Source organism: Pseudomonas sp. GQ91 (genome assembly GCF_059758795.1).
In genome coordinates, this window is sequence record NZ_JCAXED010000016.1 from 55328 (window position 1) to 81723 (window position 26396).

Below are 26396 nucleotides of genomic sequence, written 5' to 3' on the forward strand. Positions count from 1 at the left end.
CAGTTCCCCTGCGCCTGACGAGGACAACCATGGCACACGTACCGCAAATCAAGATTCCCGCCACGTACATGCGTGGCGGCACCAGCAAAGGGGTGTTTTTCAGCCTCAAGGATCTGCCTGAGTCGGCCCAGGTTCCAGGCGCCGCGCGCGATGCCTTGTTGCTGCGCGTGATTGGCAGCCCGGACCCCTACGATAAACAAATCGATGGCATGGGCGGCGCGACCTCCAGCACCAGCAAAACCGTGATCCTGGCCAAAAGCACCCGCGCCGATCACGACGTGGATTACTTGTTCGGCCAGGTCTCCATCGATAAGCCCTTTGTCGACTGGAGCGGCAACTGCGGCAACCTGTCGGCGGCGGTTGGCTCCTTTGCCGTCAGCAGCGGCCTGGTGGATACCGCCCGTATTCCCCACAACGGCGTGGCCGTGGTGCGGGTCTGGCAGGCAAACATTGGCAAGACCATCATCGCCCACGTGCCGATCACGGACGGCGCGGTTCAGGAAACCGGCGACTTCGAGCTGGACGGGGTGACGTTTCCGGCGGCCGAGGTGCAGCTTGAATTCATGGACCCGGCAGCGGAAGAAGAGGGTGGCGGTGGCTCGATGTTCCCCACTGGCAACCTGATCGACGACCTGGAAGTGCCCGGTGTTGGCACCTTCAAGGCGACGTTGATCAACGCCGGCATTCCGACGATTTTCCTCAACGCTGAAGCGCTCGGTTACACCGGCACCGAGCTGCAAGGCGCGATCAACAGCGATCCGCAAGCCTTGGCGATGTTTGAAACCATCCGCGCCCACGGCGCGTTGCGCATGGGTTTGATCGAGCATCTGGATCAAGCCGCCCAGCGCCAGCACACGCCGAAACTCGCATTTGTGGCGCAGCCGGCGGATTACGTGGCGTCCAGCGGCAAGGCAATCAAGGCCGCAGATATTGACCTGCTGGTGCGGGCACTGTCGATGGGCAAGTTGCACCACGCGATGATGGGGACGGCGGCGGTGGCGATTGGTACCGCGGCGGCGATTTCCGGGACGCTGGTGAACCTCGCGGCGGGCGCTGTGGAGCGCAATGCGGTGCGCTTCGGGCATCCCTCGGGCACCTTGCGCGTGGGGGCCGAAGCGAGCCAGGTCAACGGTGAATGGGTCGTCAAAAAAGCCATTATGAGCCGCAGTGCGCGGGTGCTGATGGAAGGGTTTGTGCGCGTGCCGGGAGATGCTTTTTAACTCGAGGCGGCGATTCAAAGACTAAAACACCACCCAGCAGACATCCAAGATCTGCTCCCGAAAATACCGTGACCCCGAGGGCAACCATCCACCCACTCCGGAGTACCGCCATGACCAGCAACGTCGACCAGAATAACCGTCCCGACTATGACCAGGTCCTGCAGGACATCGCCGACTACGTGCTGACGTTCAGTACCGAATCCCGCGATGCCCTCGACACCGCCCGTAACTGTCTGATGGACACGCTCGGCTGTGGCCTGCTGGCATTGCGCTTCCCCGAATGCACCAAGCACCTGGGGCCTATCGTCGAAGGTACGGTGGTGCCATTCGGTGCTCGGGTTCCCGGGACCTCGTTTCGGCTGGACCCGGTCAAGGCCGCGTGGGATATCGGTTGCATCGTGCGTTGGCTCGACTACAACGACACCTGGCTTGCCGCCGAATGGGGACATCCGTCCGATAACCTTGGCGGCATCCTGGCGGTCGCGGATCATCTGTCGCAAAAACGCGTGGCCAATGGTGATGCTCCACTGACCGTACGCAACGTACTCGACGCAATGATCATGGCCCATGAGATTCAGGGGGTGATCGCCCTGGAAAACGCCTTCAACCGTGTCGGCCTCGACCATGTGTTGCTGGTGAAAGTCGCCAGCACCGCGGTCACGGCGAAGCTGATGGGCGCCAACCGCGAGCAATTGTTGGCGGCCCTGTCCCAGGCGTTCGTCGACGGCCAGGCATTACGCACTTATCGTCATGCGCCGAACGCCGGGTCGCGCAAGTCCTGGGCCGCGGGAGACGCGTCGAGCCGGGGTGTGCGCCTGGCGGACATTGCCATGCGCGGCGAGATGGGAATTCCCGGTGTGTTGAGCGCAGCGCAGTGGGGCTTCTATGACGTGCTGTTCAGTCATACCAACAAGGATCTGGCCCTCAAGCCCGAGGATCAGCGGGCGTTCAGTGTGTCCCAGCCCTACGGCACATATGTGATGGAAAACGTGCTGTTCAAGATCAGTTTCCCGGCCGAGTTTCATGCACAGACCGCGTGCGAGGCCGCGGTGGCCTTGCATCCGAGGGTTAAACATCGTCTGCATGAGATTCAACGAATCGTCATCACCACCCAAGAATCGGCTATTCGCATCATCTCCAAGGTCGGCCAATTGGCCAACGCCGCCGACCGCGATCACTGCCTGCAGTACATGACCGCCGTGCCCCTGGCGTTTGGAAATCTGGTGGCGGAGCACTACGAGGATGAATTCCACGCCGCTCATCCGATCATCGATGAGTTGCGCGGCAAGATGGAAATCGTCGAAGACCCGCGCTATAGCCGGGAATACCTGGAAGCCGACAAGCGCTCGATTGCCAACGCTGTGCAGGTGTTTTTCAAGGATGGCACCTGCACCGAGCAGGTGGCGGTGGAGTACCCGATTGGTCATCGTCGGCGTCGGGCAGAAGGCATTCCATTACTGGAAGACAAGTTCAGGTCCAACCTCGCCACGCGCTTCACCGCCCAGCGCAGCGCCGAGATTCTTGCGTTGTGCAAAGATCAGGCACGGCTGGAGGCGACGCCGGTGAACCGCTTTGTCGACCTGTTCGTGATTTGACCCCGCGTATGCCCGAATGTGGCGAGGGGGCTTGTCCCCCGTTGGGCTGCGCAGCAGCCCCAGTATGCCGAATGCGGTGTACCAGATACTCCGTAGCGGCTTGTTTTGGGGCTGCTGCGCAGCCCAACGGGGGACAAGCCCCCTCGCCACAGGATGGTGTTTGTGGCACGTGCTGCTGCCCGAAGCGCTGCCAGGGATTGTCGGCGCGATTGGCGTCGGCGGCCTGGGGGATATTGCCTACCGCTATGGTTACCAGCGTTTTGACAGCCAGGTCATGCTGAGCGTGATTGTGTTGCTGGTGGCGGCGATTCAGTTGGGCGGGGATCGATTGGCGCGGGTACTGAACAACCGCTGAAAGGCCGGAGTCACTCTTGTGGCGAGCGGGCTTGCCCCGCGTTGGGCTGCGCAGCAGCCCTCAAACCTGTCATCCCGGTTTGACTGAATCAACCGGGAAACCTTTTTGGGGCCGCTGCGCAGCCCAACGGGGACAAGCCCCCTCGCCACAGGATGGTGTTTGTGGCACGTGCTGCTGCCCGAAGCGCTGCCAGGGATTGTCGGCGCGATTGGCGTCGGCGGCCTGGGGGATATTGCCTACCGCTATGGTTACCAGCGTTTTGACAGCCAGGTCATGCTGAGCGTGATTGTGTTGCTGGTGGCGGCGATTCAGTTGGGCGGGGATCGATTGGCGCGGGTACTGAACAACCGCTGAAAGGCCGGAGTCACTCTTGTGGCGAGCGGGCTTGCCCCGCGTTGGGCTGCGCAGCAGCCCTCAAACCTGTCATCCCGGTTTGACTGGATCAACCGGGAAACCTTTTTGGGGCCGCTGCGCAGCCCAACGGGGACAAGCCCCCTCAACACAGGGGGGAGTTTTGGGCGCGGTGTGTGCACTCAACTCGACTCAGGCTGAGCACTCACTCGAACCGCAGGATCACCCTGCGGTTGTGTTTGCTCTTCTTCTCGATTTTCTCACAGAACACCCGACCGATTTCCTCGGTGTTGATCACATGGGTACCGCCACACGGCTGGATGTCGATACCGGCAATTTCAATCACGCGGACCGCGCCCTGGATCACCGGCGGCGCCACGGCCTGGGTGCGGGTGATCTGCAGCAAGGTGGAGTACTCCGAAGCCGGCATCGATAAGGACCTGACTTCATGGGCTTGTTCAATCAATGCATTGAGATCGCGGGTGATGCTGTCCTTGTCGAGGGTCATTTCCGGCAGGTCGAAATCCAGTCGGCCCTTGTCGGCACTGATGCTGCAACCGGTGACGGGAGCGTCGATGATCGAGCACAGCAAGTGCAGGCAGGTGTGCATTTTCATGTGCTGGTAACGCCGTCCCCAGTCCAGGCTGGCGTCCACCTGCACGCCCGCACTCAGTTGCGTGGGACAGTGTTCCACCTGATGCCAGATGATCGAGCGCAGCACGGGATCGCGAACGGTTCCGGTCACATTGATCCGTGTGTCGTCGGGCAGGGTAAGGTATCCGGTGTCGCCCGGTTGACCGCCGCCGGTGGGGTAGAACAGTGTGTGTTCCAGGGCAATCCCCTGTTCGCTGACGGCAATCACCCGGGCGCTGAAGGCGTTCTGGTAGGGCGCGCTGTCGAACAGCGCCAGGGTTTCCATGGTGTGCACGGACATGTTCAACCTCCGACTATCAATGGACTGGCTTGCAGCAGGTGGCGCACCATTGCACTCAAGCCAGGAGGAGAGAGCAGGGTGATTTCAAACTCGGGGCCGCAGACCTTCAGGTTCAGCGGCAGGCGCGGCAGGTGGTCGCCCGACTCGACGCGGTGCAGGCGAAATTGCAAGTGGTGGCGCTCCTTCACCGTCGGCTCGAGCATCAGCCCCGGCAAAGGGTGGAAGTCAGCATCCAGTACCGTGACCCGGTGGCTGGTGTTGATCTCACCGACCACGTGCAGCCGCTCATCCATGGCGAAGGCGCCGAGGTAGTTGCTGTGGTCCGATTCATCGTTTTTTTGCAGCTGGATCTGGTTGACCACCTTGACCTTGGTGCCCGCCGGTACGTCCTGGGTGATCACGCAGGATGGACTGATAAACACGTTGTCGCCGATCAGTACATAACCGAGCACTCTGGCCCCGGCGCCGACTTCGACATTGTTGCCCAGGCGTGGATGGCGCTTGCCGTCGGGGTTATTGGCGATTCCCCGGGCGCCCAGGGTTACGCCGCACAGGATGTAGCAGTCATTGCCGATCTCGCAGGTTTCGCCGATCACCGTGCCGTAGCCGTGATCCAGCACAAAGCGCCGACCGATTCGCGCCGCGGGGTGGATTTCGGCGCCTGACAGAAGCTTGCCCTGATTGCTCAGTGTCAGTGCGATGCTGGTAAAAACTCCGTTGGTCGGGTCGCAGAGGTTCCACACCCGATGTGCCAGCCGGTAGTACAGCACCGCCTTGAACGAGGCGTAGGACTCGAGGATCAACCCGCCGCGCCCACGGGATGCCGGGTCGCGGTAGGCATAGGCGATCAAATCCTCCGCGATGTCCTGCGCCGCTTCCTGAATCAGCGGGGCCAGGTGTACCTGCAACGGTTGTATCTGCGCCGGCGTGAGGGTCTTGATGAGGTGCGTCAGCAACTCCTCGTGCAGATGTTGCATGTCGATGAAGCCTCCCATGGAAGGCACTCCCGCAAGTGGCATTATTCGAAACAGGGCAGATAGCTGTCGGCGCTGTCATAAACCATCGTCAGTACCACCGTGTCGGTGGGCAGTTCCGGTGCGAGCCTGGCGATGGCCACCATATTGGCGGCCGACGACAATCCCAGGCTCACGGCATCGGTGCGCATGATGCGTTTCATCATTTCCAGGCACTCCAGCCGGGAAACCTTGAGCATGCCGTCGAGTACCCCCAGGTTGAGAATGCTCGGGATCAGTCCGATGGACAGGCCCTGAATGTGATGCGGGGCGTGGCGATCGTTCAGCAGGTCGCATTCCTCGGGTTCCACCCCCATCACGCGCATCTGCGGCCAGGCTGCCTTGAGGGTTTCACCGATGCCGGTGATATGGCCGCCGGTGCCGATGCCGCTGACGAAGTAATCCACCTGTCGTTCGCCAAACGCGCGGATGATTTCCGGGGCGGTGGTATCGCGGTGGGTCTGTGGGTTGGCGGGGTTGCGCTGCTGGTTGAGCATGACGTAGCTGGGGTTTTCCAGTTGCAGTTCCATGCACTTTTCGCCGTGGGAATTGTTTCCCAGGCGACTGTCTGACAGCACCACTTTGGCGCCGTAGAGGCGCAACAGTTTTTGTTTCTCGGGGCTGTAGTTGTCCGGGATCACCAGTACCACCTTGTAGCCCAGCACATTGCCGGCCATCACCAGGCCGATGCCGGTGTTGCCACCGCTGGGCTCGATGATGGTTTGTCCTGAGTCGCGAATCAGGATGCCCCGGCGCTCGGCGTCGAGGATCATCCCCAGGGCGATGCGCGCCTTATGGCTGCCTCCCGGATTGAGCGATTCAAGCTTGGCGAAGACTTCAATGCCGAGGTCTTCGGAAAACTGTTCCAGGCGCACGATGGGCGTCTGGCCAATAGCGTCGAGTATCGAGTTATGTAACATCAAGCACACCTCTGGCCGGTGATCAGTACAAAGGCATGTCGGGTTCGACGTCGCGTACCCAGTGTTTCATGCCACCTTCCAGGACTTTGGTGTTGGCAAAGCCGGCCGCGAGCAAGGTGCTGGCGGCCTGCTCGGCACGGATGCCGGCGTAGCAGATCAGGTAATGGGTGTTGTCACGGCTGAGGGTGTCGAGTTGTTCGTCGAGTTCGGCCAGGGGAATGTGAACCACGCCTGGCAGCTTGCAAACCTCCAGTTCGCTGGCGTCGCGTACGTCCAGCAGAATGTCGGCGCTGCGTCGTTGCTCCAGTAGTTGCTTGAGCATGCGGGGTTTGATGTAGCGCTCCTCGGCCAGGGGCGGCACGGCGCGTACGGTATCGGCACACACGGCTGCCACGGGCTGGTGTTCATCACGCAATTCGGAGCAGCACGGACAATCGGCGCGACGCTTGAAGCGGATTTCGCTGAACTTCATGGCCAGCGCGTCGAAGCGCATCAGCCGCCCGGACAACGGCTCACCGAGACCAATCAGGAGTTTGATCGCCTCGGTGGCCTGAATCATTCCGACCACGCCCGGCAATACGCCGATCACTCCGCCCGCGCTGCAATTGGGTGCCAGTTCCGCCGGCGGCGCCTGGGGAAACAGGCAGCGATAGCACGGCCCACCCTTGTAGTTGAGCACGCTGATCTGGCCGTCAAAGCGGTAGATGGCGCCATACACCAAGGGTTTGCCGAGCTGCACGCAGGCATCGTTGACCAGGTAGCGGGTTTCAAAGTTGTCTGTGCCATCGATCACCAGGTCGTAGGCGCCCACCAGTTCCAAGGCATTGTCGACGTTCAGCGCGGTGTCGTGCGCATTGATCTGGATATGGCTGTTCAGGTCTTGCAGGCGCTGTTTCGCGGACTCGACCTTGGGCAGGCCCAGCGTGCTGTTACCGTGCACGATCTGGCGTTGCAGGTTGCTGCTTTCCACCACATCGAAATCCACCAGCCCCAAGGTGCCGATGCCGGCAGCCGCCAGATACAGGCTGATGGGCGATCCCAGCCCGCCAGTGCCGATGATCAGCACCTTGGCTTTTTTCAGATTCAGTTGCCCTTCGCGGCCGACGCCGGGCAGGGTGATATGCCGCACATACCGCTGCACCTCTTCGTTACTCAGGGCGTCGATATCCATGCCGCCGGAAGTGGCGAGCAGCACTTCGATTCTGGCTTTTTCCGGCAGTTGTTCATCGGGGCTGATCAGCTCTTCCCCGGCGGTGAACAGGAAATGCTCCTTGAGCTGGTCGTTCTTTTCGTGGAACAGGTGCGCGCGCAATTGCGGGTGGTGATGGCAGAGGTTTTCAATGACTTCGCGCAATGTCGATCCGGCGCCCTCGAGGGTCGATTCTGGCAACTTGGCCACGCGGACCAGAATGTCGGGGAAAGAGACAGCGTTCATGTACAACTCCGTTTGCAGGTCGTTGAAAGGGGTGAGGGCGAAGTGCTTGCCATCCCAGGCAAACAGTTTTGACCCAAGGGCCTTGCCCTGGCGGACGTCCACCACCAGGTAGCTGACGGGGTAGATCGGTTCACCCATGTACAGGGCCTTGTCCTGATCCTCGTCACTGAAATAGGCGCCGACATCCGGGTGCGAGTGGTAGATCACCGTCACCGGGTTATCGCTGCGAAATGCCTTGTTCATCATCAGCGTATCGGCCACCGAAAAGGTGTAGCCATTGGCCGCGCTGCGGGAATACATCTGCGGGTTCTTGCGGTGCAGCTCATTCTGGATGTTGCTGCCCAGGTACACGCTGCCGTCGGCGAAGACAAAGCCGCAGCATTCTTCGGGATAGCTGCGGCTGGCGTGGGCGTAAATCTGTTCCAGGGCGTTTGGGCGGAGCACGTCCATGTTTCTCTCGCGTCAGTGAATAAAAAGGGTCAATGGTTCTTGGCCAAGAGTTTTTCTATCGGCAATTTGGTGATGGCGAAACCGGCCAGCAGGATCGCCGAGTACAGCATCAGGTCCCTGGACAATTCGAGGCCTTCATACCAGGCGCCGATGATCACGGCGAACACCGGGAAGATGATGAAGACGAAGGACAGGATGATCGGGCTCAAACGCTTGAGCAGCATGAAGTACACGATAAAGCCGCCGACCGAGGCCACCAGTCCCAGGTAGAACAGCGCGCTCCAGGAGCGCAACGTAATGGCCTCGAAGGTCGGGGATTCAAACCACAGGCCGGCCACGAACAGCATGAGTCCGGCAATCCCGATGGGCAGGGTGTTGTAGGTGATGACGCTGATGGCGCTGCCTTTCTGCTTGGTGATGACATAGCACAAGGCATGCATGATCGCGGCGGTCAGAATAGCCAGCACGCCGAAGAACTCGGCATGGTCCAGGTGCAGCCCCTGGCTCCTGATGATCATGTACAGGCTGCCGAAGCCGATCCCGATCCCGACCACTTGGGAAAAGTAGATGCGCTCACGCAGGAACAGCGCGGAGAAAATCAGGATGAACACCGGCATGCAGCTGAACAGCAGGGCTGTGAGGCCGGAGGAGACGTGCATCTCGCCGTAGTTGAGCAAGTAATAAGGAACGCTGAAGTAGGAAAGCGTCACGAACACAAAAAACCAGCGACTTTCCCGTGGGAACAGGATCGGCTCGCGGCGCAACAGCGCAAAGCACAGAAATAACGGAAACGCGATCAGGAAGCGCAAGCCCGCCGAGGTCAGCGGCGGCACGCTTTCCACTGCGATTTTGATCCCCAGCCAGGTAGTGCCCCAGCTCAAGCACACGATGAGGAACATCACGCTGGTAATCAGCCCTGCCAGCCACTGCTTACGTGTTTTTGTTTTTTCGGCATTTTGAAGAACGGCGGACATTGGCATCGTTTATTGCTTCCCTGAGCCGGAATTGAACTCTATATTGAACGTGTCATTAGAGGTTTTACCCGGTAATTGAACCCGTTAAAGCACACTATTAGGGCGAATGATGGCTGTCAAAACAAATATTGACATGGTGTCAATTATGCGAGAAGGGCTCTCCAATGGGCAGGGCGTGAAGTACAAGCGCCTGTCGGATGTCATGGAACGCGGCATTCTGGAAGGGTTGATCGAGCCGGGGCGAAAACTGCCGCCTCATCGGGTACTTTCCGACAATCTCGGGGTGACCATCGGCACCATCAGTCGGGCCTATGGCGAACTGGAGCGCCTCGGACTGGTCGTGGCGCGGGTTGGTGACGGAACGTTCGTGCGCAAGCGTGGGATGGAACGCCAGCGTGATGAAGGTTTTCGCAACGTCAGCGATGAGCCGCGCCAGTACTTCGATATGAGCCGCAATATGCATATCCCGGGACAGGAAACGACGTTCCTGGCCCAGAGCTTCCAGACCTTGGCCAATAACGCCAAATTCCTCCAGGACATCAGCGCCTACACCCCGGACGCCGGGTTGCCGCGTTATCGTGAAGCGGGGGCGCAATGGCTGGTGCAGCGCGACTTTCACCCGATTCCCGAACAGGTCATCTGCGTCAATGGCGGCCAGCACGGTTTGCTCTGCGCGATGATGGCCTTATTGCGTGCGGGCGATACCGTGGTCACGGAACAACTGACCTACCCCGGATTGATCACCGCCGCACGGATGCTCGGCATACGCTTGATCGGCCTGGAGATGGATGACGAGGGGCTGCTGCCGGGAGCGTTGGAGGAGGTTTGTCGCAATCATCGGGTGTCGGCTCTTTATTGCACGCCGACCATCCAGAATCCGACGACGGCGGTATTGTCCGTTGCCCGTCGCGAGGCATTGGTCCGAGTCTGTCGTGAGCACAATTTGCTGATCCTCGAAGATGAGGCCCATGGCGTGTTGGTGGAGGATCGCCCGCCGCCCCTGAGTCATTTCGCCCCGGAACGCACCATCCTGATCAGCAGCCTGAGCAAGGCGGTGTCGGCGGGATTGCGCGTGGGTTATGTGCACGCGCCTCCGGCGCTGGTCAGCCGTATTTCCGCCGCATTGCGTTCCACCTGCTGGATGGCGACGCCGGTCACGCTGGAATTGGCCACGCAGTGGATTGAAAACGGTACGGCGCAATACCTGTTGCACCAACAGATCAACGAGATCAGCCGCCGCAAAACCCTGGTCGAAGGCCTCTTGAGTGGCCTTGAGTACCGCACGCACCTCAACAGCCCGCATTTCTGGATTGAAGTACCGGAGCCGTGGCGGGCCTCGGAAATCGAAGCGGAACTCAAGCAGCACAATTACCTGATCGCCACCGCAGAGGCATTTGCCGTGGGGCAAACGGCGGTGCCACAGTTCATTCGGGCAAGTATCTGCAATACCTCGGGGGATGATCAGCTGTTGCGAGAAGGATTTGACGCTTTGGCCACCGCCCTGGGGCAGGGCGGCGGGAGGTTTCACTTGTAGCGTTGTAGCGGCAAGCGGCAAGCGGCAAGCTCAAGGCGAGAGCCGAGTCGCTCGAGCTTGTCGCTAATAGCTTGAGGCTTGTAGCCGCCTCACTTAAATCGCCGTTCGACGCCTTTTTCCACCAGAATCTTTGCCGAAATTTCTTCCACCGAAAAATGTGTGGAATTGATGTGTGGGATATTTTCCCGGCGGAACAGATTTTCCACTTCGCGTACTTCGAATTCGCACTGGGCATAGCTCGAGTAGCGGCTGTTGGGCTTGCGCTCGTTACGGATGGCGGTGAGACGGTCCGGGTCGATGGTCAAGCCGAACAGCTTGTGCTGGTGTGATCGCAGCACCGCCGGCAGTTGCAGGCGCTCCATGTCATCCTCGGTCAGCGGGTAGTTGGCTGCGCGAATACCGAACTGCATGGCCATATAAAGGCACGTCGGCGTCTTGCCGCAACGGGACACACCCACCAGGATCAGGTCGGCCTTGTCGTAGTAGTGGGTGCGGGCACCATCGTCGTTGTCTAGGGCGAAGTTCACCGCCTCGATCCGCTCCATGTAATTGGAGTTGTGGCCAATGGAATGGGACTTGCCCACAGAGTATGAGGAATGCTCGCTCAACTCTTGCTCCAGGGGGGCGAGGAAGGTCGAGAAGATGTCGATCATGAAACCATTGGAAGTCGCGAGGATCTCACGAATGTCCTGATTGACAATGGTGTCGAAAATGATCGGGCGAAAACCGTCTTTTTCGGCGGCCAGATTGATTTGTTGTACCATGAGCCGCGCTTTATCCACGCTATCGATATACGGTCGCGTGAATTTGGCGAAGGTAATGTTTTCGAACTGCGCCAACAGGCTTTGACCCAGGGTTTCGGCTGTGATGCCGGTGCCATCGGAGATAAAGAAAGCAGATCGTTTCATTTGAGCCTTGGGCCTTAAGCTGATGACGAATCTTGGATATGATAGGTGCGATTTTGCCGTCCCGCAGTGGGCCGCATTCTCACTTATTTTCCAGGTCCAGGCCACAAACGCCGGTAATTGCTCCTACTGAGCACCCGGCGCCCTGAGCTTTTCCAACACAGTTAGTGGAGAGATCACCTTGGTAGAGTACGTAGTTTCCCTCGATAAGCTCGGCGTCCATGATGTAGAGCATGTGGGGGGCAAGAACGCATCCCTCGGCGAGATGATCAGTAACCTTGCGGGCGCCGGTGTCTCGGTACCCGGTGGCTTCGCCACTACGGCCCAGGCTTACCGTGATTTCCTCGAACTGAGCGGTCTCAACGCTCAAATCCATGCAGCTCTGGACGCCTTGGACGTGGATGACGTCAATGCCTTGGCCAAGACCGGTGCCCAGATTCGTCAATGGATCATGGAAGCCGAGTTCCCCGAGAAGCTCAACGCGGAAATCCGCACGGCCTTCGCCAGCCTTTCGGCGGGTAATCCGGACATGGCCGTCGCCGTTCGTTCCTCGGCCACCGCTGAAGACCTGCCCGATGCCTCCTTCGCCGGCCAGCAAGAAACCTTCCTGAACATTCGCGGCGTGGAAAACGTCATCCGCGCGGCCAAGGAAGTGTTCGCCTCGCTGTTCAACGACCGTGCCATTTCCTACCGCGTGCACCAGGGTTTCGACCACAAGTTGGTGGCCCTCTCTGCCGGCGTGCAGCGCATGGTACGTTCGGAAACCGGTACGGCCGGCGTGATGTTCACCCTGGACACGGAATCGGGCTTTCGCGACGTGGTGTTTATCACCGGCGCTTACGGCCTGGGGGAAACCGTGGTGCAGGGCGCGGTCAACCCGGATGAATTCTACGTCCACAAGGGCACTCTGGAAGCAGGTCGCCCGGCCATTCTGCGCCGCAACCTGGGCAGCAAGGCCATCAAGATGATCTACGGTGATGAGGCCAAGGCCGGTCGCTCGGTGAAAACCGTGGATGTCGACAAGGCCGAGCGCGCGCGTTTCTGCCTGAGCGACGCTGAAGTCAGCGAATTGGCCAAGCAAGCGATGATCATCGAGAAGCACTACAAGTGCCCGATGGACATCGAATGGGCCAAGGATGGCGACGACGGCAAGCTGTACATCGTCCAGGCCCGCCCGGAAACCGTGAAGAGCCGTACCTCGGCCAATGTCATGGAACGCTATCTGTTGAAGGAAACCGGCACCGTGCTGGTGGAAGGCCGTGCCATCGGCCAGCGCATCGGCGCCGGCAAGGTGCGGATCATCAAGGACGTCTCCGAGATGGACAAGGTCCAGCCAGGTGACGTATTGGTTTCCGACATGACCGACCCGGACTGGGAGCCCGTGATGAAGCGCGCCAGCGCCATCGTCACCAACCGTGGCGGGCGTACCTGTCACGCCGCAATCATCGCGCGTGAACTGGGAATTCCAGCCGTGGTGGGCTGCGGTAACGCCACTCAGCTGTTGAAGGATGGGCAGGGCGTGACCGTTTCCTGTGCCGAAGGCGATACCGGTTTCATCTTCGAAGGTGAACTGGGTTTCGACATCAAGCAAAACTCCATCGACGCGATGCCGGATCTGCCGTTCAAGATCATGATGAACGTCGGCAACCCGGACCGTGCCTTTGATTTCGCGCAGCTGCCGAATGCCGGCGTGGGCCTGGCCCGCCTGGAGTTCATCATCAACCGGATGATTGGCGTGCACCCCAAGGCGCTGTTGAACTACGACGGCCTGCCGTTGGAGATCAAGGACAGTGTCGACAAGCGCATCGCCGGTTACAACGATCCGGTAGGTTTCTACGTCGAGAAGCTGGTGGAAGGCATCAGCACCCTGGCGGCGGCCTTCTGGCCGAAGAAAGTCATCGTGCGCCTGTCGGACTTCAAGTCCAACGAATACGCGAACCTGATCGGCGGCAAGCTCTACGAGCCGGAAGAAGAAAACCCGATGCTGGGTTTCCGTGGCGCGTCGCGCTACATCAGCGAAGCCTTCCGTGACTGCTTTGAACTCGAATGCCGCGCCCTCAAGCGCGTGCGCAACGAAATGGGCCTGACCAACGTCGAGATCATGGTGCCGTTCGTGCGAACCTTGGGCGAAGCGAGCCAGGTCGTCGATTTGCTGGCTGAGAATGGCCTGTCCCGTGGTGAAAACGGTCTTCGCGTGATCATGATGTGCGAACTGCCTTCCAATGCGATTCTGGCCGAAGAGTTCCTGGAATTCTTCGACGGCTTCTCCATTGGCTCCAACGACCTGACTCAGTTGACCCTGGGCCTGGACCGTGACTCGGGGATCATTGCCCATCTGTTCGATGAACGTAATCCGGCGGTCAAGAAGCTGCTGGCCAACGCCATCCAGGCGTGCAACAAGGCCGGCAAGTACATCGGTATCTGTGGCCAAGGCCCTTCCGATCACCCGGACCTGGCCAAATGGCTGATGGAACAGGGCATCGAAAGCGTTTCGCTGAACCCGGATTCGGTGCTGGAAACCTGGTTCTTCCTGGCCGAAGGCCAAGTCTCGGCGTAATCGCCAACAGCCGGTCAGCTGCCATGGCTGACCGGCATTTCTCATTCTGTGCAGGGCGGAACTCCTTCTGGACGCCGCCCTTTTTTGTGCAAGAGCATTATGCAAAGCAGCAGCAGTTTGTTTCCCGTCGCCTTGATCAGCGCTGAGCGTCGTGGCGACCTGAGTGAAGATGTTTATCGCCTCAAGCCCGGCAACAGTCCCGATGGCACTGTGGAATTGGCGGTGACGCGCCTGGGCCTGGCCGAGGTCGCGGATAGTCGAGGCGTGCCAGTGATCCTGTTACACGGCAGCTTCTCCAATCGACGCTTCTGGTATTCGCCCAAGGGTATTGGCCTGGGGGCTTATCTGGCGCGGCAGGGATTTGATGTGTGGATCCCGGAAATGCGTGGTCACGGGCTTTCCCGGCGTAACCGGGATTACCCCAAGAACCGTGTCGCCGACTATGCTCGCTACGATTTGCCTGCCATCGCTGCATTTGTGCGTGAGCAGAGTGGGCAGGTTCCGCACTGGATTGGCCATTCCCTGGGCGCTACGACCCTCGCGGCGGCATTGGGCGGGCAGTACCTGGGCGCGCCCGCGGTGGCTTCGGTGGCCTTGTTCGGTTGCCAGGTCAGTCGTACCTACTGGCCGTTGAAGATTCCGCCAGTCGAGTGGGGTGGCCGTTTTATTTTGAAGCGCTTTGCTCAACTTTCCGGGGCCCGGCTAAAACGTGGCCCGGAAGACGAACCCATCGGACTGGCCCTGGAGAGCCTGCGCTGGCATGGCTTGTTCGGGCGTTTTGGGGACGGCGAGCGCGATTGGTGGAAAGGTTTGGCCGAGGTCGATGTGCCGTTGTTGGCGGTGAGTGCCGCCGGCGATCGTCAGGACCCGGACTGGGCTTGTCGCAAACTGCTTGAACAAGTGGGTTCCGAGCACCGTCAATACCTGTGCCTGGGGCGACGACAAGGGTTTACCGGGGATTTCGGACATGTCGAGATGCTGGTGAGCAAGGCCGCCCAGCTCGAAGTGTGGCCGTTGGTAGAGCGCTGGCTGAAAGATCCGCTGACACCTGTGACGGGCGCACAGCCTGAAGTCCTCGCGGTCGGCTGACAGGCGCCTGACAAGGGCGTTTCGCTTGATGAGGGTTACGGCTAAGATATGACGTATCAGGCGGTTTTGGTCATATTCAGTCGCGCAATGGCTATTGCGTTGCTCGGGCGCGGATCTGATCATTGCCGGCCGCGATGGCGCATGTTTAAAGAATGCCCAGTGTGATGCGTTTCCCTGATGTAGCCGTGGATGTTCGACACCTTCTTTCACTGACAGGAGTTTTCCGATGAACCATTACGTGACCCCCGACCTGTGTGATGCCTACCCGGAACTGGTACAGGTGCTCGAGCCCATGTTCAGCAACTTTGGCGGACGAGACTCCTTCGGTGGCGAAATCGTTACCGTCAAGTGCTTTGAAGACAACTCCCGGGTCAAGGAACAGGCCGAACTCGATGGCACCGGCAAAGTGCTGGTGGTTGACGGTGGCGGTTCCCTGCGTCACGCCTTGCTGGGTGACATGATCGCCGAGAAAGCCGCGAAAAACGGCTGGGAAGGGATGGTGATCTACGGTTGCATCCGTGACGTGGATGTCCTCGCCCAGACCGACCTGGGGGTGCAGGCCCTGGCCAGTCATCCGTTGAAGAGCGTGCGACGTGGGGTTGGCGAGGTGGACGTAGTGGTGACGTTTGCCGGTGTGACGTTTCGTCCGGGTGAGTATGTGTATGCCGACAATAACGGTGTGATCGTCTCGCCCAGTCCTTTGAAAATGCCTGAATAACAGCAGTAGACCGACAGGGGTGAGGATGTTCGAGGAAGAAAACGCGCAATGGGGGCTGGTGCATGCCCTGGTGCTTGACGGAAGCGGTGGTGCGCGTGCGATTGCCCGAACTGAGCTTGACCAGTTGCAATTGCAGCCTCAGGAAAGTCTGTGGCTGCACTGGGACCGCAGTCATCCGCAGACACAAACCTGGCTACGCAAGTCCAGCGGCCTGAGCGAATTCGCCTGTGACCTGTTGTTGGAAGAGAACACCCGTCCACGACTGTTGCCGTTGCCGGACGCTGAATTGCTGGTGTTTTTGCGTGGGATCAACCTCAACCCTGGCGCTGAGCCGGAAGACATGGTGTCGGTACGCATCTTCGCGGCGGCCTCCCGGGTGATTTCCCTGCGTTTACGGCCATTGCGCGCTACTGATGAGTTGCTGGCGCAATTGGAGGAGGGTAAGGGGCCGAAAACCGCCTCGGAACTCATCCTTTATATGGCGCAGTACCTGACCAACAAAGTGCAGGATCTGGTCAGTGATCTGTCTGAAAACGTCGACGTCGAAGAAGAAAAGCTGGATGCCGACGAACGGTACACACCGGAGCACGGGAATGTTTTGCAGATCCGTCGGCGAGCCGCTGCGCTCAAGCGTTTCCTGGCGCCGCAACGGGATATCTTTGCTCAACTGACACGTATCAAATTGCCCTGGTTTGTCGATGACGATGCTGACTATTGGAACGAGTTGAACAACAGCCTGACCCGCTACCTGGAGGAGCTGGAATTGACTCGGGAGCGCGTGGGGCTTGTACTTGAGGCTGAAGATCGGCGCTTGAGCGTGCGTATGAATCGCACCATGTACCGCTTCGGAATCATCACCGGGATCTTCTTGCCGATGAGTTTTCTGACGGGACTGTTGGGGATCAATGTGGGTGGCATTCCGTTCTCTTCCAGCCCCTACGGTTTTGCAATTGCGTGCTTGTTGGTGGTCCTGATTGCTCTGGGACAGTGGTGGTTGTTCAGGCGCTTACGCTGGGTCTGAGCTGAATGTGACCTGAACGGGTGGAGAGGTCATGTGACCCGGCGAATTTTGCCCTCGTCTTTGAATCACTTGCGAGAGGTCTATATGCACGATCCGTTTGAACAGTCTTTGCGTGACATGCTTAACACTTCGCCGTCCAACCGCGACGACGATGCGTGCCTGGGTCGCGTATTGAAAACGGCCAACCGTCAGGTGGGGGCGGGTGATCTGTTCGGTTTGCTGGGCCGTTGGCTGCCTGCGCTGATGATCGCCGTGAACAATGGCTCTGCCCACGTTTCACCGGTTTCTCGTCGTAAACCTATTGCTCGTACTACTGATAAGGCTGATTGAATATGGAACTTGATCTCTGGACGCAGAGTCTGGTTACTGCAATGACCGCGCTATGGACCAAGGTGGCGAATTTCATTCCCAACCTGTTCGGAGCGCTGGTGCTGGTGCTGTTGGGTTTTGTCGTGGCCAAGTTGCTCGACACCTTGCTGTCCAAGCTGCTGGCCAAGTTGGGCCTCGATCGCGTCATGGGGGGGACCGGCCTCACCAAATTGCTGGGGCGTGTCGGCCTTAAAGTGCCGATTTCGACACTGATCGGAAAGATCGTTTATTGGTTCGTGCTGCTGATTTTCCTGGTTTCTGCGGCGCAGTCCCTTGGACTTGAAAGAGTTTCAGCTACGCTCGACATGTTGGCGCTGTACTTACCGAAGGTTTTCGGTGGCGCGCTGGTGTTGCTGGTGGGGGTTTTGCTGGCGCAATTGGCCAACGGGCTGGTGCGCGGTGCCGCCGAAGGCGTCGGCCTGGACTACGCCAGTGGCCTAGGACGGATTGCCCAGGGACTGGTGATCATCATCAGTATTTCGGTTGCGATCAGTCAGCTGGAGGTCAAGACTGACCTGCTCAACCATGTGATTGTGATTGTTTTGATTACCGTTGGTCTGGCCGTTGCGCTGGCCATGGGGTTGGGAAGCCGGGAAATTGCCGGTCAGATTCTTGCGGGAATCTATGTGCGTGAGCTGTATCAGGTCGGGCAATACGTGCGTGTAGGCGAGGTCGAAGGGCAGATCGAAGAGATCGGCACAGTAAAAACTACAGTGCTGACCGATGATGGCGATCTAGTGTCGTTGTCTAATCGAATTCTGCTGGAGCAGCAGGTGAGTAGCCGCTAAACCGGTAAACCCTGCTAATGTACGCCGCCGCGATCCTGGGTATCCGGGATGTGGCGGACATTGACCTGACTGTCGGCACGACTTGTTTTGAATAAAGCCCAAACGCTGTCCACGCGCTATGACCCCCGTGAGCTCTCTGATGAGGAGTTGGTCGCGCGCGCGCACACGGAGCTGTTTCACGTAACACGCGCGTACGAAGAATTGATGCGCAGGTATCAACGCACTCTGTTCAACGTTTGTTCAAGGTATTTAGGGAACGATCGTGATGCGGATGATGTCTGTCAGGAGGTGATGCTCAAGGTGTTGTACGGTTTGAAGAACTTTGAGGGGAAATCGAAGTTCAAGACCTGGCTGTACAGCATCACGTACAACGAGTGCATCACGCAGTATCGGAAGGAACGGCGAAAGCGTCGCTTGATGGACGCTTTGAGTCTCGACCCCCTTGAGGAGGCGTCTGAAGAAAAGGCGCCGGCACCCGAGGAAAAGGGCGGACTTGATCGCTGGCTGGTGCATGTGAACCCGATTGACCGGGAAATTCTGGTGCTACGTTTTGTCGCAGAGCTGGAATTTCAGGAAATCGCTGACATTATGCATATGGGTTTGAGTGCGACAAAAATGCGTTACAAACGCGCTCTTGATAAATTACGTGAGAAATTTGCGGGCGATACTGAAACTTAGTGCACTGCAAATATCTCTTACGTGTAGGCAAGTTCTGTTAGACTTGTCGCCGAGTTGTCCCCCGGTATGTGGGACTGCTTTACAATCACCAGATGGGGATTTAACGGATGAAACTGAAAAACACCTTGGGCTTGGCCATTGGTTCTCTTATTGCCGCTACTTCTTTCGGCGTTCTGGCACAAGGCCAAGGCGCAGTTGAAGGCGAGCTGTTCTACAAGAAGCAGTACAACGATAGCGTCAAGCACATCGAAGACGGCTTCAATCCTGGCGCTCGCATCGGTTACTTCCTGACCGACGACCTGTCCTTGAACTTGTCCTACGACAAGACCAACCACACCCGTTCGAACGACGGTACTGGCAACCAAAAGATCAAGGGTGACACTGGCAGCCTGCTGGCTACCTACCACTTCGGTCAGGCTGGTGTTGACTCCCTGCGTCCATACGTAGAAGGTGGTTTCGGTCACCAGAGCCGCACCAACGTAAAAGCTGATGGTCACAGCGGTCGCGATCAGTCGACTCTGGCTATCATCGGTACCGGTGTGAAGTACTACTTCACCAACAACCTGTTCGCTCGTGCAGGCGTTGAAGCTGACCACAACCTGGACAACGGCAAGTGGGATTACTCCGCACTGGTCGGCCTGGGCGTGAACTTCGGCGGTAACGCTGGCGCAGTAGCTCCAGCTCCTACCCCGGCACCAGCTCCAGAGCCAGTTCCAGAGCCAGAAGCTCCGGTTGCTCAGGTTGTTCGTGTTGAGCTGGACGTGAAGTTCGACTTCGACAAAGCTGTTGTTAAACAAGACAGCTACGGCGACGTGAAAAACCTGGCCGACTTCATGGCTCAGTACCCAGCTACCAACGTAGAAGTTGCTGGTCACACTGACTCCGTAGGTCCAGACGCCTACAACCAGAAGCTGTCCCAGCGTCGTGCTGACGCTGTTAAGCAAGTTCTGGTTCAAGACGGCGTTGACGCTGGCCGTATCACCTCCGTAGGTTACGGCGAATCCCGCCCAGTTGCTGACAACGCAACTGAAGCTGGTCGTGCTGTTAACCGTCGCGTAGAAGCTGCGGTTGAAGCTACCGCTCAGTAATGACTGAGTTGTAGAAAAAAGCCCGGCTTAGGCCGGGCTTTTTTTCGCCTGGGATTTGCCTCAGGCGCTGGCTTGCAACACCGCTTCAACCGCGGTTGCCGCCACCGCGCCGATCACCAGGATCGCCGGGCTCTTCAAGGCAAATGCCTGGGCATCTGCTTGCATGCGGGCCAGGGAGCTGCGGCATTCACGCTGCATCGGTAGCGAAGCGTTCTCGATCATCGCCACCGGCATATCGGCAGCCATGCCGCCCTCGAGCAACTGCGCGGCAATTTCCTCGAGTTTCGCCACGCCCATATACACCACCAACGTTGTGCCGCCTTCGGCCAATGCCCGCCAATTGAGGCTGCTGTCGTCCTGCGTATGCGCCGTGACCAGCGTCACACCACGACTGACACCGCGCAATGTCAGGGGGATATCGCACTGCGTCGCGCCTGCCAGGCCGGCGGTGATGCCATTGACCAGTTCCACCGCCACACCGCGCTCCCTGAGCCAGATAGCTTCTTCACCACCCCGCCCGAAAATGCACGGATCACCGCCTTTGAGGCGTACTACGCACTTGCCTTGGCGCGCATACCGCAGCATCAGGCGGTGAATAAACGCCTGTGGCGTAGAGCGGCATCCACCGCGCTTGCCGACAGTGATCACTCGGGTACCTGGACAATGTTCAAGCACCGCCGGGTTGACCAGGTCATCAATCAGCACCACATCAGCTTCATGCAGGGCCCGCACCGCCTTGAGGGTCAGCAACTCCGGATCACCGGGGCCTGCACCTACCAGCCAGACTTTTGCGCTCATGTTTTTTCCCCTCATACACTGATTGCGATTGGCTGCGGAGTGCTGGCCAATAAACGTTTGATTTCCGGAACGCAGGAGCCGCATTGCGTGCCGCACCCCAGCTCCTGCTTGAGCCCATTGAGGTCCAGGCCCCGGGCAATCCCGGCGCACACCGCGTTTTCACTGACGTTCTTGCAGTTGCACAACGTTTTATTGCGAGTCGCACCGCCACCCGGTGGTGCGCTCAAGGGGGCCAACAGCCAGCGACGCAGTTGATCGTCAGCCTTGCCTTCCAGCCAGAGGCTTTGCAGCCAGTGGCGGGCCAGGGTTTCGCCGGCCAGGCGCAGGGCGGTAATCCGGCCTTTTTCGATTTTTACCCGCTTGCCGATGGAGCGGCGTGGGTCGTCATAAGCCATGACCGGACCCTCATTGAGACCCAACAATTGGTCGATGCTTTTGAGCAACTGCAGGTCCGGCGCTTCGGTATGCGCGGCGCGCACCACCAGCGCCGGACGCTCGCGCCCGGCCAGGCTCAGGCTGACATAGGCAAAGCCTTCGCACAGTGGACGCAAGGCCTCGAAGTGCTGCTGCACATCGCCTTCGATCAACGCGAACAACTGCCAGGGCAGTTGCACCGCTTCCAGGCGTACGCCGCTGTGCTTGAGTTCAGGTTGTTTCGACAAGGGGTCGAACGCTGGCTGGGTGAGGGTGTTGACCCCGCCCTTGAGGAAGCGATCGCCCCAGTGCATTGGCAGAAAGGCGTGGCCGGGACGCACACTGTCGTCGCTGCTGACCGCCACAATCAGGTTGCCGCGACGGCTTTTGAGGTTGACCAGATCACCGTCCTTGAAACGATGCCGGCGCAGTTCATCGGGGTGCAGGCCGAGCAAGGCCTCGCTGACATGGCCGAACAACTGCGCGGCGGTGCCGGTGCGGCTCATGCCATGCCACTGGTCCCGCAGACGGCCGGTAATCAGGGTCAGTGGAAAACGGGCATCACGTTGTTCCTTGGCGGGGCGGTATGGATCGGCAATAAAGTGTGCACGACCGCTGTCGGTAGGGAAGAGCCCGTCGCTGTACAGCCGCGCCGTACCGCTTTGCGCATCGACTGGGAATGGCCATTGTTGTGGCCCAATCTGGTCGAGTACGGCGTGGCTGATGCCCGACAAATCCAGGTCGCGACCGCGAGTCAGTTGCTTGAATTCATCAAAAATCTGCGCCGGTTGCTCAAAGGCAAACAGGTTCGGCAGGCCTGGCCGCAAACGCCGCTCCAGGCGCTGGGCGAAGTCCACGGTAATTGCCCAATCCGGTCGCGCCTCACCCGGTGGAGCAATGGCCTGGCGGACGTGGGAAATACGCCGCTCGGAGTTGGTCACCGTGCCTTCTTTCTCACCCCAACTGGCGGCGGGCAACAACAGGTCGGCAAAGGTCGCGGTTTCCGTGGTGCGAAAGGCTTCTTGCAGGACCACGAACGGGCAGGCTTGCAGGGCTTGGCGCACTGCGTTCTGGTCTGGCAGGGATTGGGCAGGATTGGTGCAGGCGATCCACAGTGCCTTGATCTTGCCAGCCTGCATCTGTTCAAACAGTTCGATGGCGGTCAGCCCGGTATTGGCCGGTAAGTGTTCGACGCCCCAATACGCGGCGACTTCTGAACGGTGTGTCGGGTTGGCTGCTTCGCGATGGCCTGGCAACAGGTTCGACAGGCTCCCGGTTTCGCGCCCGCCCATGGCATTCGGCTGGCCGGTGAGCGAGAAAGGTCCGCAGCCCGGCCGGCCAATGGTCCCGGTGGCCAGGTGCAAATTGATCAGCGCGCTGTTCTTCGCACTGCCAGCGGTGGATTGATTGAGCCCCATGCACCAAAGAGACAGGAAGCTTGCAGAGGTGCCGACCCATTGGGCGCATTGGCGCAACTGCTCGACGCTGATCCCGCACAACTGTGTGACCATTTGCGGCGTGTAGTCATGGACCAATCGTTTCAACTCGTCCAGGCCGTCGGTATGCGCCTGGATAAAGTCGCGGTCGATCCAGTCTTCCCACAGCAACAGGTGCAAAATCCCATGGAACAGCGCGACATCGGTCCCAGGGAGAATCGCCAGGTGCATGTCCGCCAGATCGCAGGTATCGGTGCGACGCGGATCGATCACCACGACTTTCATGTCCGGCCGACGGACCTTGGCTTCTTCCAGGCGTCGGAACAACACCGGATGCGCGTAAGCCATGTTACTGCCGACGATCAGCACACAATCGCTGGACTCCAGGTCCTCGTAGCTGCATGGCGGCGCGTCGGCGCCCAGGCTGCGCTTGTAGCCGACCACCGCCGAAGACATGCACAACCTGGAATTGCTGTCGATATTGTTGGTGCCCACCAGCGCCCTGGCGAGTTTGTTGAAGCTGTAGTAGTCCTCGGTCAGCAGTTGCCCTGAGATGTAAAAGGCCACACTGTCGGGGCCGTGTTCGGCGATGGTCTCGGCGAATACATTCGCGGCGTGCTCCAGGGCGGTGTCCCAATCGGTGCGGCTGCGGGCCAGGGCTTTGCCCAGCCGCAGTTCCGGGTACAACGCGCGTGCGCTCAGGTCGCCGGTCAGGTGCAGGCTGGCGCCCTTGCTGCACAGCTTGCCGAAGTTGGCCGGGTGCGCCGGGTCGCCACTGACGCCGAGGATCCGCGTGTCGTCATGCTCGATCAGCACGCCGCAACCGACCCCGCAGTAGCAGCAGGTCGACGCGGTGGTCTGGCGGTTCATCAACCGGCGTCCCGCAGGGCCAGCATCACCCGGCCGTTTTCGACCCGGGCCGGATGATGGTGGGCGCAGCCGACATCCGGTGCCTGGGCTTCGCCAGACGCCAAATCGATTTGCCAGTTATGCAGCGGACACGCCACCCGCTTGCCATAGATCAACCCTTGGGACAGCGGGCCGCCTTTGTGGGGGCAGCGGTCATCAAGGGCGAAGACTTCATCGTCACTGGTGCGAAAAATCGCGATGTCACCCTTTGGTCCACTGACAATTCGCGAGCCGAGGCTGTTGATTTCTTCGAGGGCGCAGATATCCAGCCAGTTCATGCCGGCACCTCCAGTTGTTTAACAGGGATGACGTCGAATTCCTTTTTCAGCAGCGGCTGCTCGAGGCGTTCTTTCCACGGATCCTGTTCGAACGACAGGGAAAACTGCAGGCGTTCGTTGAGTGCCTGGCGTCGCGCCGGGTCTTCCAGCACGGCCTTCTTGATGTGGTCCATGCCCACCCGTTGCATGTAGTGCACGGTGCGTTCGAGGTAGAAGGCTTCTTCGCGATACAACTGCAGGAATGCGCCGTTGTATTCGCGCACTTCCTCGGCGGTCTTGAGCTTGACGAAGAACTCCGCGACTTCGGTCTTGATCCCGCCGTTGCCGCCGATGTACATCTCCCAGCCGGAGTCGACACCGATAATGCCTACGTCCTTGATCCCGGCTTCCGAGCAGTTGCGCGGGCATCCGGACACCGCGAGCTTGACCTTGTGCGGCGACCACATGTTGAACAGGTCATGCTCCAGCTCGATCCCCAATTGTGTCGAGTTCTGCGTGCCGAAGCGGCAGAACTCGCTGCCTACGCAAGTCTTCACTGTGCGGATGGATTTGCCATACGCATGGCCGGATGGCATGTCGAGGTCTTTCCAGACGCCCGGCAGGTCCTGTTTCTTAATGCCCAGCAAGTCGATGCGCTGTCCGCCAGTGACCTTGACCATCGGCACGTTGTACTTGTCTGCCACGTCGGCGATACGGCGTAGCTCCGAAGGATTGGTCACGCCGCCCCACATCCGCGGGACAACGGAGTAGGTGCCGTCTTTCTGAATGTTGGCGTGGGCCCGCTCGTTGATCAGGCGCGATTGCGGATCATCCTTGGCTTCGCCCGGCCAGGTGGAAATCAGGTAGTAGTTCAACGCCGGACGGCACGTAGCGCACCCGTTGGGTGTGCGCCAGTTCAGGTAGCTCATGGTGCCGGCGATCGTCAGCAGGTGCTGTTCGCGGATCGCCTGGCGGATTTGTCCGTGGTTGAGATCGCTGCAACCGCAGATGGCTTTTTCGCTCTTTGGCTTGACGTCGGCTGCGCCGCCCACGGTGTTGATCAGGATCTGTTCCACCAGTCCGACACATGAACCACAGGAACTGGCGGCCTTGGTGTGCTTTTTCACCTCGTCGACGCTGAACAGTCCTTGCTCTTGAATCGCTTTGACGATGGTGCCCTTGCAGACACCGTTGCAACCACAGACTTCCGCGTTGTCGGCCATGCTCATGGCTTTGTCCTGGCCTTGGTGGCCGACGTCGCCCAAGGCGTTTTCGCCGAACATCAGGTGATCACGGATCTCGCCAATGCCATGGTTCTCACGAATCTGCCGGAAATACCAACCTCCGTCGGCGGTATCACCGTACAGGCAAGCGCCGACCAGGATGTCGTCCTTGATCACCAGCTTCTTGTAGACACCGCCAATCGGGTCGGACAGGGTGATGGTTTCGGTGCCTTCACCGCCCATGAAGTCGCCGGCGGAAAACAGGTCAATGCCGGTGACTTTCAGCTTGGTGGAGGTCACCGAGCCTTTGTAGGTGGCGAACCCCAGCTGGGCCAGATGGTTGGCGCAGACCTTGGCTTGTTCGAACAGTGGTGCGACCAAACCGTAAGCGATGCCGCGATGGCTGGCGCATTCGCCAATGGCATAGATGCGCGGGTCGTAGGTTTGCAGGGTGTCGTTGACCAGAATCCCGCGGTTGCACGGGATGCCGGATTTTTCCGCCAGTTCGGTGTTGGGGCGAATGCCGGCGGCCATCACCACCAGGTCCGCGGGAATCACGTCGCCATTTTTGAATTGCACCGAGCCCACGCGGCCATTGCCGGCATCATGCAGGGCTTGGGTCTGTTCGCACATGCGGAACACCAGGCCACGGCTTTCCAGCTCGGTCTGCAACAGTTGGCCGCTGGTCTTGTCCAGCTGCCGCTCCAGCAACCATTCGCCCAGGTGCACCACGGTCACGTGCATGCCGCGCAGCATCAGGCCGTTCGCCGCTTCCAGGCCGAGCAGGCCGCCGCCGATGACCACGGCGTGTGTGTGAGTCTTGGCGGTGTCGATCATGGCCTGGGTGTCGGCAATGTCGCGGTAACCGATAACACCCTCCAGGGTGTTGCCGGGGATCGGCAAAATAAACGGGGTCGAGCCGGTGGCGATCAGCAGGCGATCGTACTCGGCCTCGGTGCCGTCTTCGGCAATGACTATGCGTTTGACCCGGTCGATCTGCACCACCTTGCGGTTGAGCAACAACTTGATGTTGTTCTGCAGGTACCAGTCAAGATCGTTGAGCACGATTTCTTCGAAGGTCTGTTCGCCAGCCAGCACCGGTGACAGCAGGATGCGGTTGTAATTGGTGTGAGGCTCGGCGCCGAAGACAGTGATGTCATACAGCTCGTTGCTCAATTTGAGCAGTTCTTCAAGGGTACGGACCCCGGCCATGCCGTTGCCGATCATCACCAGTTTGAGTTTTTTCATGTCGTTCTCCGCAATGGCTCGACAAATCACGCGCAAACAAAAAAGGCATCCCCGCTAGATAGCTAGCGAGGACGCCTTTGTCCTGGTCCCGTTCTCTCGGGAAAGCCCCACCTTCGT

At 59.4% G+C, this 26396-nt stretch carries 21 protein-coding genes and 2 pseudogenes; 13 read left to right on the forward strand and 10 right to left on the reverse strand.

What is annotated here, in order from left to right; translation table 11 throughout:
• Positions 1-29: 29 nt before the first annotated feature.
• The 4 genes and pseudogenes from prpF to AC6CIA_RS22110 all read left to right on the forward strand — a co-directional run.
• Positions 30-1220: a 2-methylaconitate cis-trans isomerase PrpF gene (gene prpF, locus AC6CIA_RS22095; RefSeq protein WP_498315117.1), complete on the forward strand. Its 1191-nt coding sequence runs from the start codon at positions 30-32 to the stop codon at positions 1218-1220.
• A gap of 110 nt (positions 1221-1330) precedes the next feature.
• Positions 1331-2815, forward strand: a complete 1485-nt coding sequence (gene prpD, locus AC6CIA_RS22100; RefSeq protein WP_498315119.1) for a 2-methylcitrate dehydratase — start codon at positions 1331-1333, stop codon at positions 2813-2815.
• Positions 2816-2981: 166 nt separating this feature from the next.
• Positions 2982-3170 (forward strand): annotated as a pseudogene (locus AC6CIA_RS22105) (ABC transporter permease); the annotation flags it as partial.
• Between the two features lie 165 nt (positions 3171-3335).
• Positions 3336-3524: pseudogene (locus AC6CIA_RS22110) on the forward strand (ABC transporter permease); the annotation flags it as partial.
• 202 nt (positions 3525-3726) lie between these two features.
• Here AC6CIA_RS22110 and AC6CIA_RS22115 read toward each other — a convergent pair.
• The 5 genes from AC6CIA_RS22115 to AC6CIA_RS22135 are packed head-to-tail and all read right to left on the reverse strand — an operon-like array spanning position 3727 to position 9196.
• On the reverse strand, positions 3727-4455 hold the full coding sequence (locus tag AC6CIA_RS22115) for an alanyl-tRNA editing protein (protein ID WP_498315121.1): 729 nt from the start codon (positions 4453-4455) through the stop codon (positions 3727-3729).
• Positions 4456-4457: 2 nt separating this feature from the next.
• Positions 4458-5450 (reverse strand): serine O-acetyltransferase, encoded by a 993-nt coding sequence (locus tag AC6CIA_RS22120; protein ID WP_498315123.1) that lies wholly within the window; start codon positions 5448-5450, stop codon positions 4458-4460.
• 23 nt (positions 5451-5473) lie between these two features.
• Entirely contained in the window at positions 5474-6388 is a 915-nt protein-coding gene (locus tag AC6CIA_RS22125; RefSeq protein WP_498315125.1) for a PLP-dependent cysteine synthase family protein, read from the reverse strand.
• A 22-nt stretch (positions 6389-6410) separates the two neighbouring features.
• Positions 6411-8273, reverse strand: a complete 1863-nt coding sequence (gene moeB, locus AC6CIA_RS22130) for a molybdopterin-synthase adenylyltransferase MoeB (RefSeq protein ID WP_498315127.1) — start codon at positions 8271-8273, stop codon at positions 6411-6413.
• A gap of 29 nt (positions 8274-8302) precedes the next feature.
• A complete protein-coding gene (locus tag AC6CIA_RS22135; protein ID WP_339531597.1) occupies positions 8303-9196 on the reverse strand; it encodes a DMT family transporter in 894 nt (297 codons plus the stop codon).
• 160 nt (positions 9197-9356) lie between these two features.
• Here AC6CIA_RS22135 and AC6CIA_RS22140 point away from each other — a divergent pair, with 160 nt between their 5' ends.
• Entirely contained in the window at positions 9357-10781 is a 1425-nt protein-coding gene (locus AC6CIA_RS22140) for an aminotransferase-like domain-containing protein (protein ID WP_498315129.1), read from the forward strand.
• 89 nt (positions 10782-10870) lie between these two features.
• Here the strand turns inward: AC6CIA_RS22140 and ppsR are convergent, their stop codons facing one another.
• Complete coding sequence (gene ppsR / locus AC6CIA_RS22145; protein WP_339531479.1) at positions 10871-11689, reverse strand: posphoenolpyruvate synthetase regulatory kinase/phosphorylase PpsR; 819 nt, start codon at positions 11687-11689, stop codon at positions 10871-10873.
• 178 nt (positions 11690-11867) lie between these two features.
• Here ppsR and ppsA point away from each other — a divergent pair, with 178 nt between their 5' ends.
• From ppsA to AC6CIA_RS22185, 8 genes are all read left to right on the forward strand, one after another.
• The gene (gene ppsA / locus AC6CIA_RS22150) at positions 11868-14243 is read left to right on the forward strand and encodes a phosphoenolpyruvate synthase (RefSeq protein ID WP_498315131.1); all 2376 of its coding nucleotides are present in this window, start codon (positions 11868-11870) and stop codon (positions 14241-14243) included.
• Positions 14244-14342: 99 nt separating this feature from the next.
• On the forward strand, positions 14343-15332 hold the full coding sequence (locus AC6CIA_RS22155) for an alpha/beta fold hydrolase (RefSeq protein ID WP_498315133.1): 990 nt from the start codon (positions 14343-14345) through the stop codon (positions 15330-15332).
• A 226-nt stretch (positions 15333-15558) separates the two neighbouring features.
• Entirely contained in the window at positions 15559-16050 is a 492-nt protein-coding gene (rraA, locus tag AC6CIA_RS22160; protein ID WP_498315135.1) for a ribonuclease E activity regulator RraA, read from the forward strand.
• 25 nt (positions 16051-16075) lie between these two features.
• Positions 16076-17071, forward strand: a complete 996-nt coding sequence (gene cmaX, locus AC6CIA_RS22165; protein WP_498315137.1) for a divalent cation transporter CmaX — start codon at positions 16076-16078, stop codon at positions 17069-17071.
• An 84-nt stretch (positions 17072-17155) separates the two neighbouring features.
• Positions 17156-17401 carry a CrfX protein gene (locus tag AC6CIA_RS22170; RefSeq protein WP_084378901.1) on the forward strand — a complete coding sequence of 82 codons (246 nt, stop codon included), beginning with the start codon at positions 17156-17158 and terminating at the stop codon, positions 17399-17401.
• A gap of 2 nt (positions 17402-17403) precedes the next feature.
• Positions 17404-18228 (forward strand): mechanosensitive ion channel family protein, encoded by an 825-nt coding sequence (locus AC6CIA_RS22175; protein WP_084378900.1) that lies wholly within the window; start codon positions 17404-17406, stop codon positions 18226-18228.
• Between the two features lie 87 nt (positions 18229-18315).
• A complete protein-coding gene (gene sigX / locus AC6CIA_RS22180; protein WP_498315139.1) occupies positions 18316-18906 on the forward strand; it encodes an RNA polymerase sigma factor SigX in 591 nt (196 codons plus the stop codon).
• Positions 18907-19013: 107 nt separating this feature from the next.
• Complete coding sequence (locus AC6CIA_RS22185) at positions 19014-19994, forward strand: OmpA family protein (RefSeq protein ID WP_498315140.1); 981 nt, start codon at positions 19014-19016, stop codon at positions 19992-19994.
• 60 nt (positions 19995-20054) lie between these two features.
• Here the strand turns inward: AC6CIA_RS22185 and cobA are convergent, their stop codons facing one another.
• The 4 genes from cobA to nirB are packed head-to-tail and all read right to left on the reverse strand — an operon-like array spanning position 20055 to position 26279.
• Complete coding sequence (gene cobA / locus AC6CIA_RS22190) at positions 20055-20792, reverse strand: uroporphyrinogen-III C-methyltransferase (RefSeq protein WP_498315142.1); 738 nt, start codon at positions 20790-20792, stop codon at positions 20055-20057.
• 11 nt (positions 20793-20803) lie between these two features.
• Positions 20804-23512 (reverse strand): nitrate reductase, encoded by a 2709-nt coding sequence (locus AC6CIA_RS22195; RefSeq protein WP_498315144.1) that lies wholly within the window; start codon positions 23510-23512, stop codon positions 20804-20806.
• The gene (gene nirD, locus AC6CIA_RS22200) at positions 23512-23829 is read right to left on the reverse strand and encodes a nitrite reductase small subunit NirD (protein ID WP_339531464.1); all 318 of its coding nucleotides are present in this window, start codon (positions 23827-23829) and stop codon (positions 23512-23514) included. Before nirD ends, AC6CIA_RS22195 begins: the two co-directional genes overlap by 1 nt.
• Positions 23826-26279: a nitrite reductase large subunit NirB gene (gene nirB, locus AC6CIA_RS22205; RefSeq protein ID WP_498315146.1), complete on the reverse strand. Its 2454-nt coding sequence runs from the start codon at positions 26277-26279 to the stop codon at positions 23826-23828. Before nirB ends, nirD begins: the two co-directional genes overlap by 4 nt.
• Between the last annotated feature and the right edge of the window lie 117 nt (positions 26280-26396).

Coding starts and splice junctions, on each gene's coding strand:
- prpF (WP_498315117.1), top strand. CDS start 30: ATGGCACACGTACCGCAAATCAAGATTCCCGCCACGTACATGCGTGGC.
- prpD (WP_498315119.1), top strand. CDS start 1,331: ATGACCAGCAACGTCGACCAGAATAACCGTCCCGACTATGACCAGGTC.
- AC6CIA_RS22115 (WP_498315121.1), bottom strand. CDS start 4,455: ATGTCCGTGCACACCATGGAAACCCTGGCGCTGTTCGACAGCGCGCCC.
- AC6CIA_RS22120 (WP_498315123.1), bottom strand. CDS start 5,450: ATGGGAGGCTTCATCGACATGCAACATCTGCACGAGGAGTTGCTGACG.
- AC6CIA_RS22125 (WP_498315125.1), bottom strand. CDS start 6,388: ATGTTACATAACTCGATACTCGACGCTATTGGCCAGACGCCCATCGTG.
- moeB (WP_498315127.1), bottom strand. CDS start 8,273: ATGGACGTGCTCCGCCCAAACGCCCTGGAACAGATTTACGCCCACGCC.
- AC6CIA_RS22140 (WP_498315129.1), top strand. CDS start 9,357: ATGGCTGTCAAAACAAATATTGACATGGTGTCAATTATGCGAGAAGGG.
- ppsR (WP_339531479.1), bottom strand. CDS start 11,689: ATGAAACGATCTGCTTTCTTTATCTCCGATGGCACCGGCATCACAGCC.
- AC6CIA_RS22155 (WP_498315133.1), top strand. CDS start 14,343: ATGCAAAGCAGCAGCAGTTTGTTTCCCGTCGCCTTGATCAGCGCTGAG.
- rraA (WP_498315135.1), top strand. CDS start 15,559: ATGAACCATTACGTGACCCCCGACCTGTGTGATGCCTACCCGGAACTG.
- cmaX (WP_498315137.1), top strand. CDS start 16,076: ATGTTCGAGGAAGAAAACGCGCAATGGGGGCTGGTGCATGCCCTGGTG.
- AC6CIA_RS22170 (WP_084378901.1), top strand. CDS start 17,156: ATGCACGATCCGTTTGAACAGTCTTTGCGTGACATGCTTAACACTTCG.
- AC6CIA_RS22175 (WP_084378900.1), top strand. CDS start 17,404: ATGGAACTTGATCTCTGGACGCAGAGTCTGGTTACTGCAATGACCGCG.
- AC6CIA_RS22185 (WP_498315140.1), top strand. CDS start 19,014: ATGAAACTGAAAAACACCTTGGGCTTGGCCATTGGTTCTCTTATTGCC.
- cobA (WP_498315142.1), bottom strand. CDS start 20,792: ATGAGCGCAAAAGTCTGGCTGGTAGGTGCAGGCCCCGGTGATCCGGAG.
- AC6CIA_RS22195 (WP_498315144.1), bottom strand. CDS start 23,512: ATGAACCGCCAGACCACCGCGTCGACCTGCTGCTACTGCGGGGTCGGT.
- nirD (WP_339531464.1), bottom strand. CDS start 23,829: ATGAACTGGCTGGATATCTGCGCCCTCGAAGAAATCAACAGCCTCGGC.
- nirB (WP_498315146.1), bottom strand. CDS start 26,279: ATGAAAAAACTCAAACTGGTGATGATCGGCAACGGCATGGCCGGGGTC.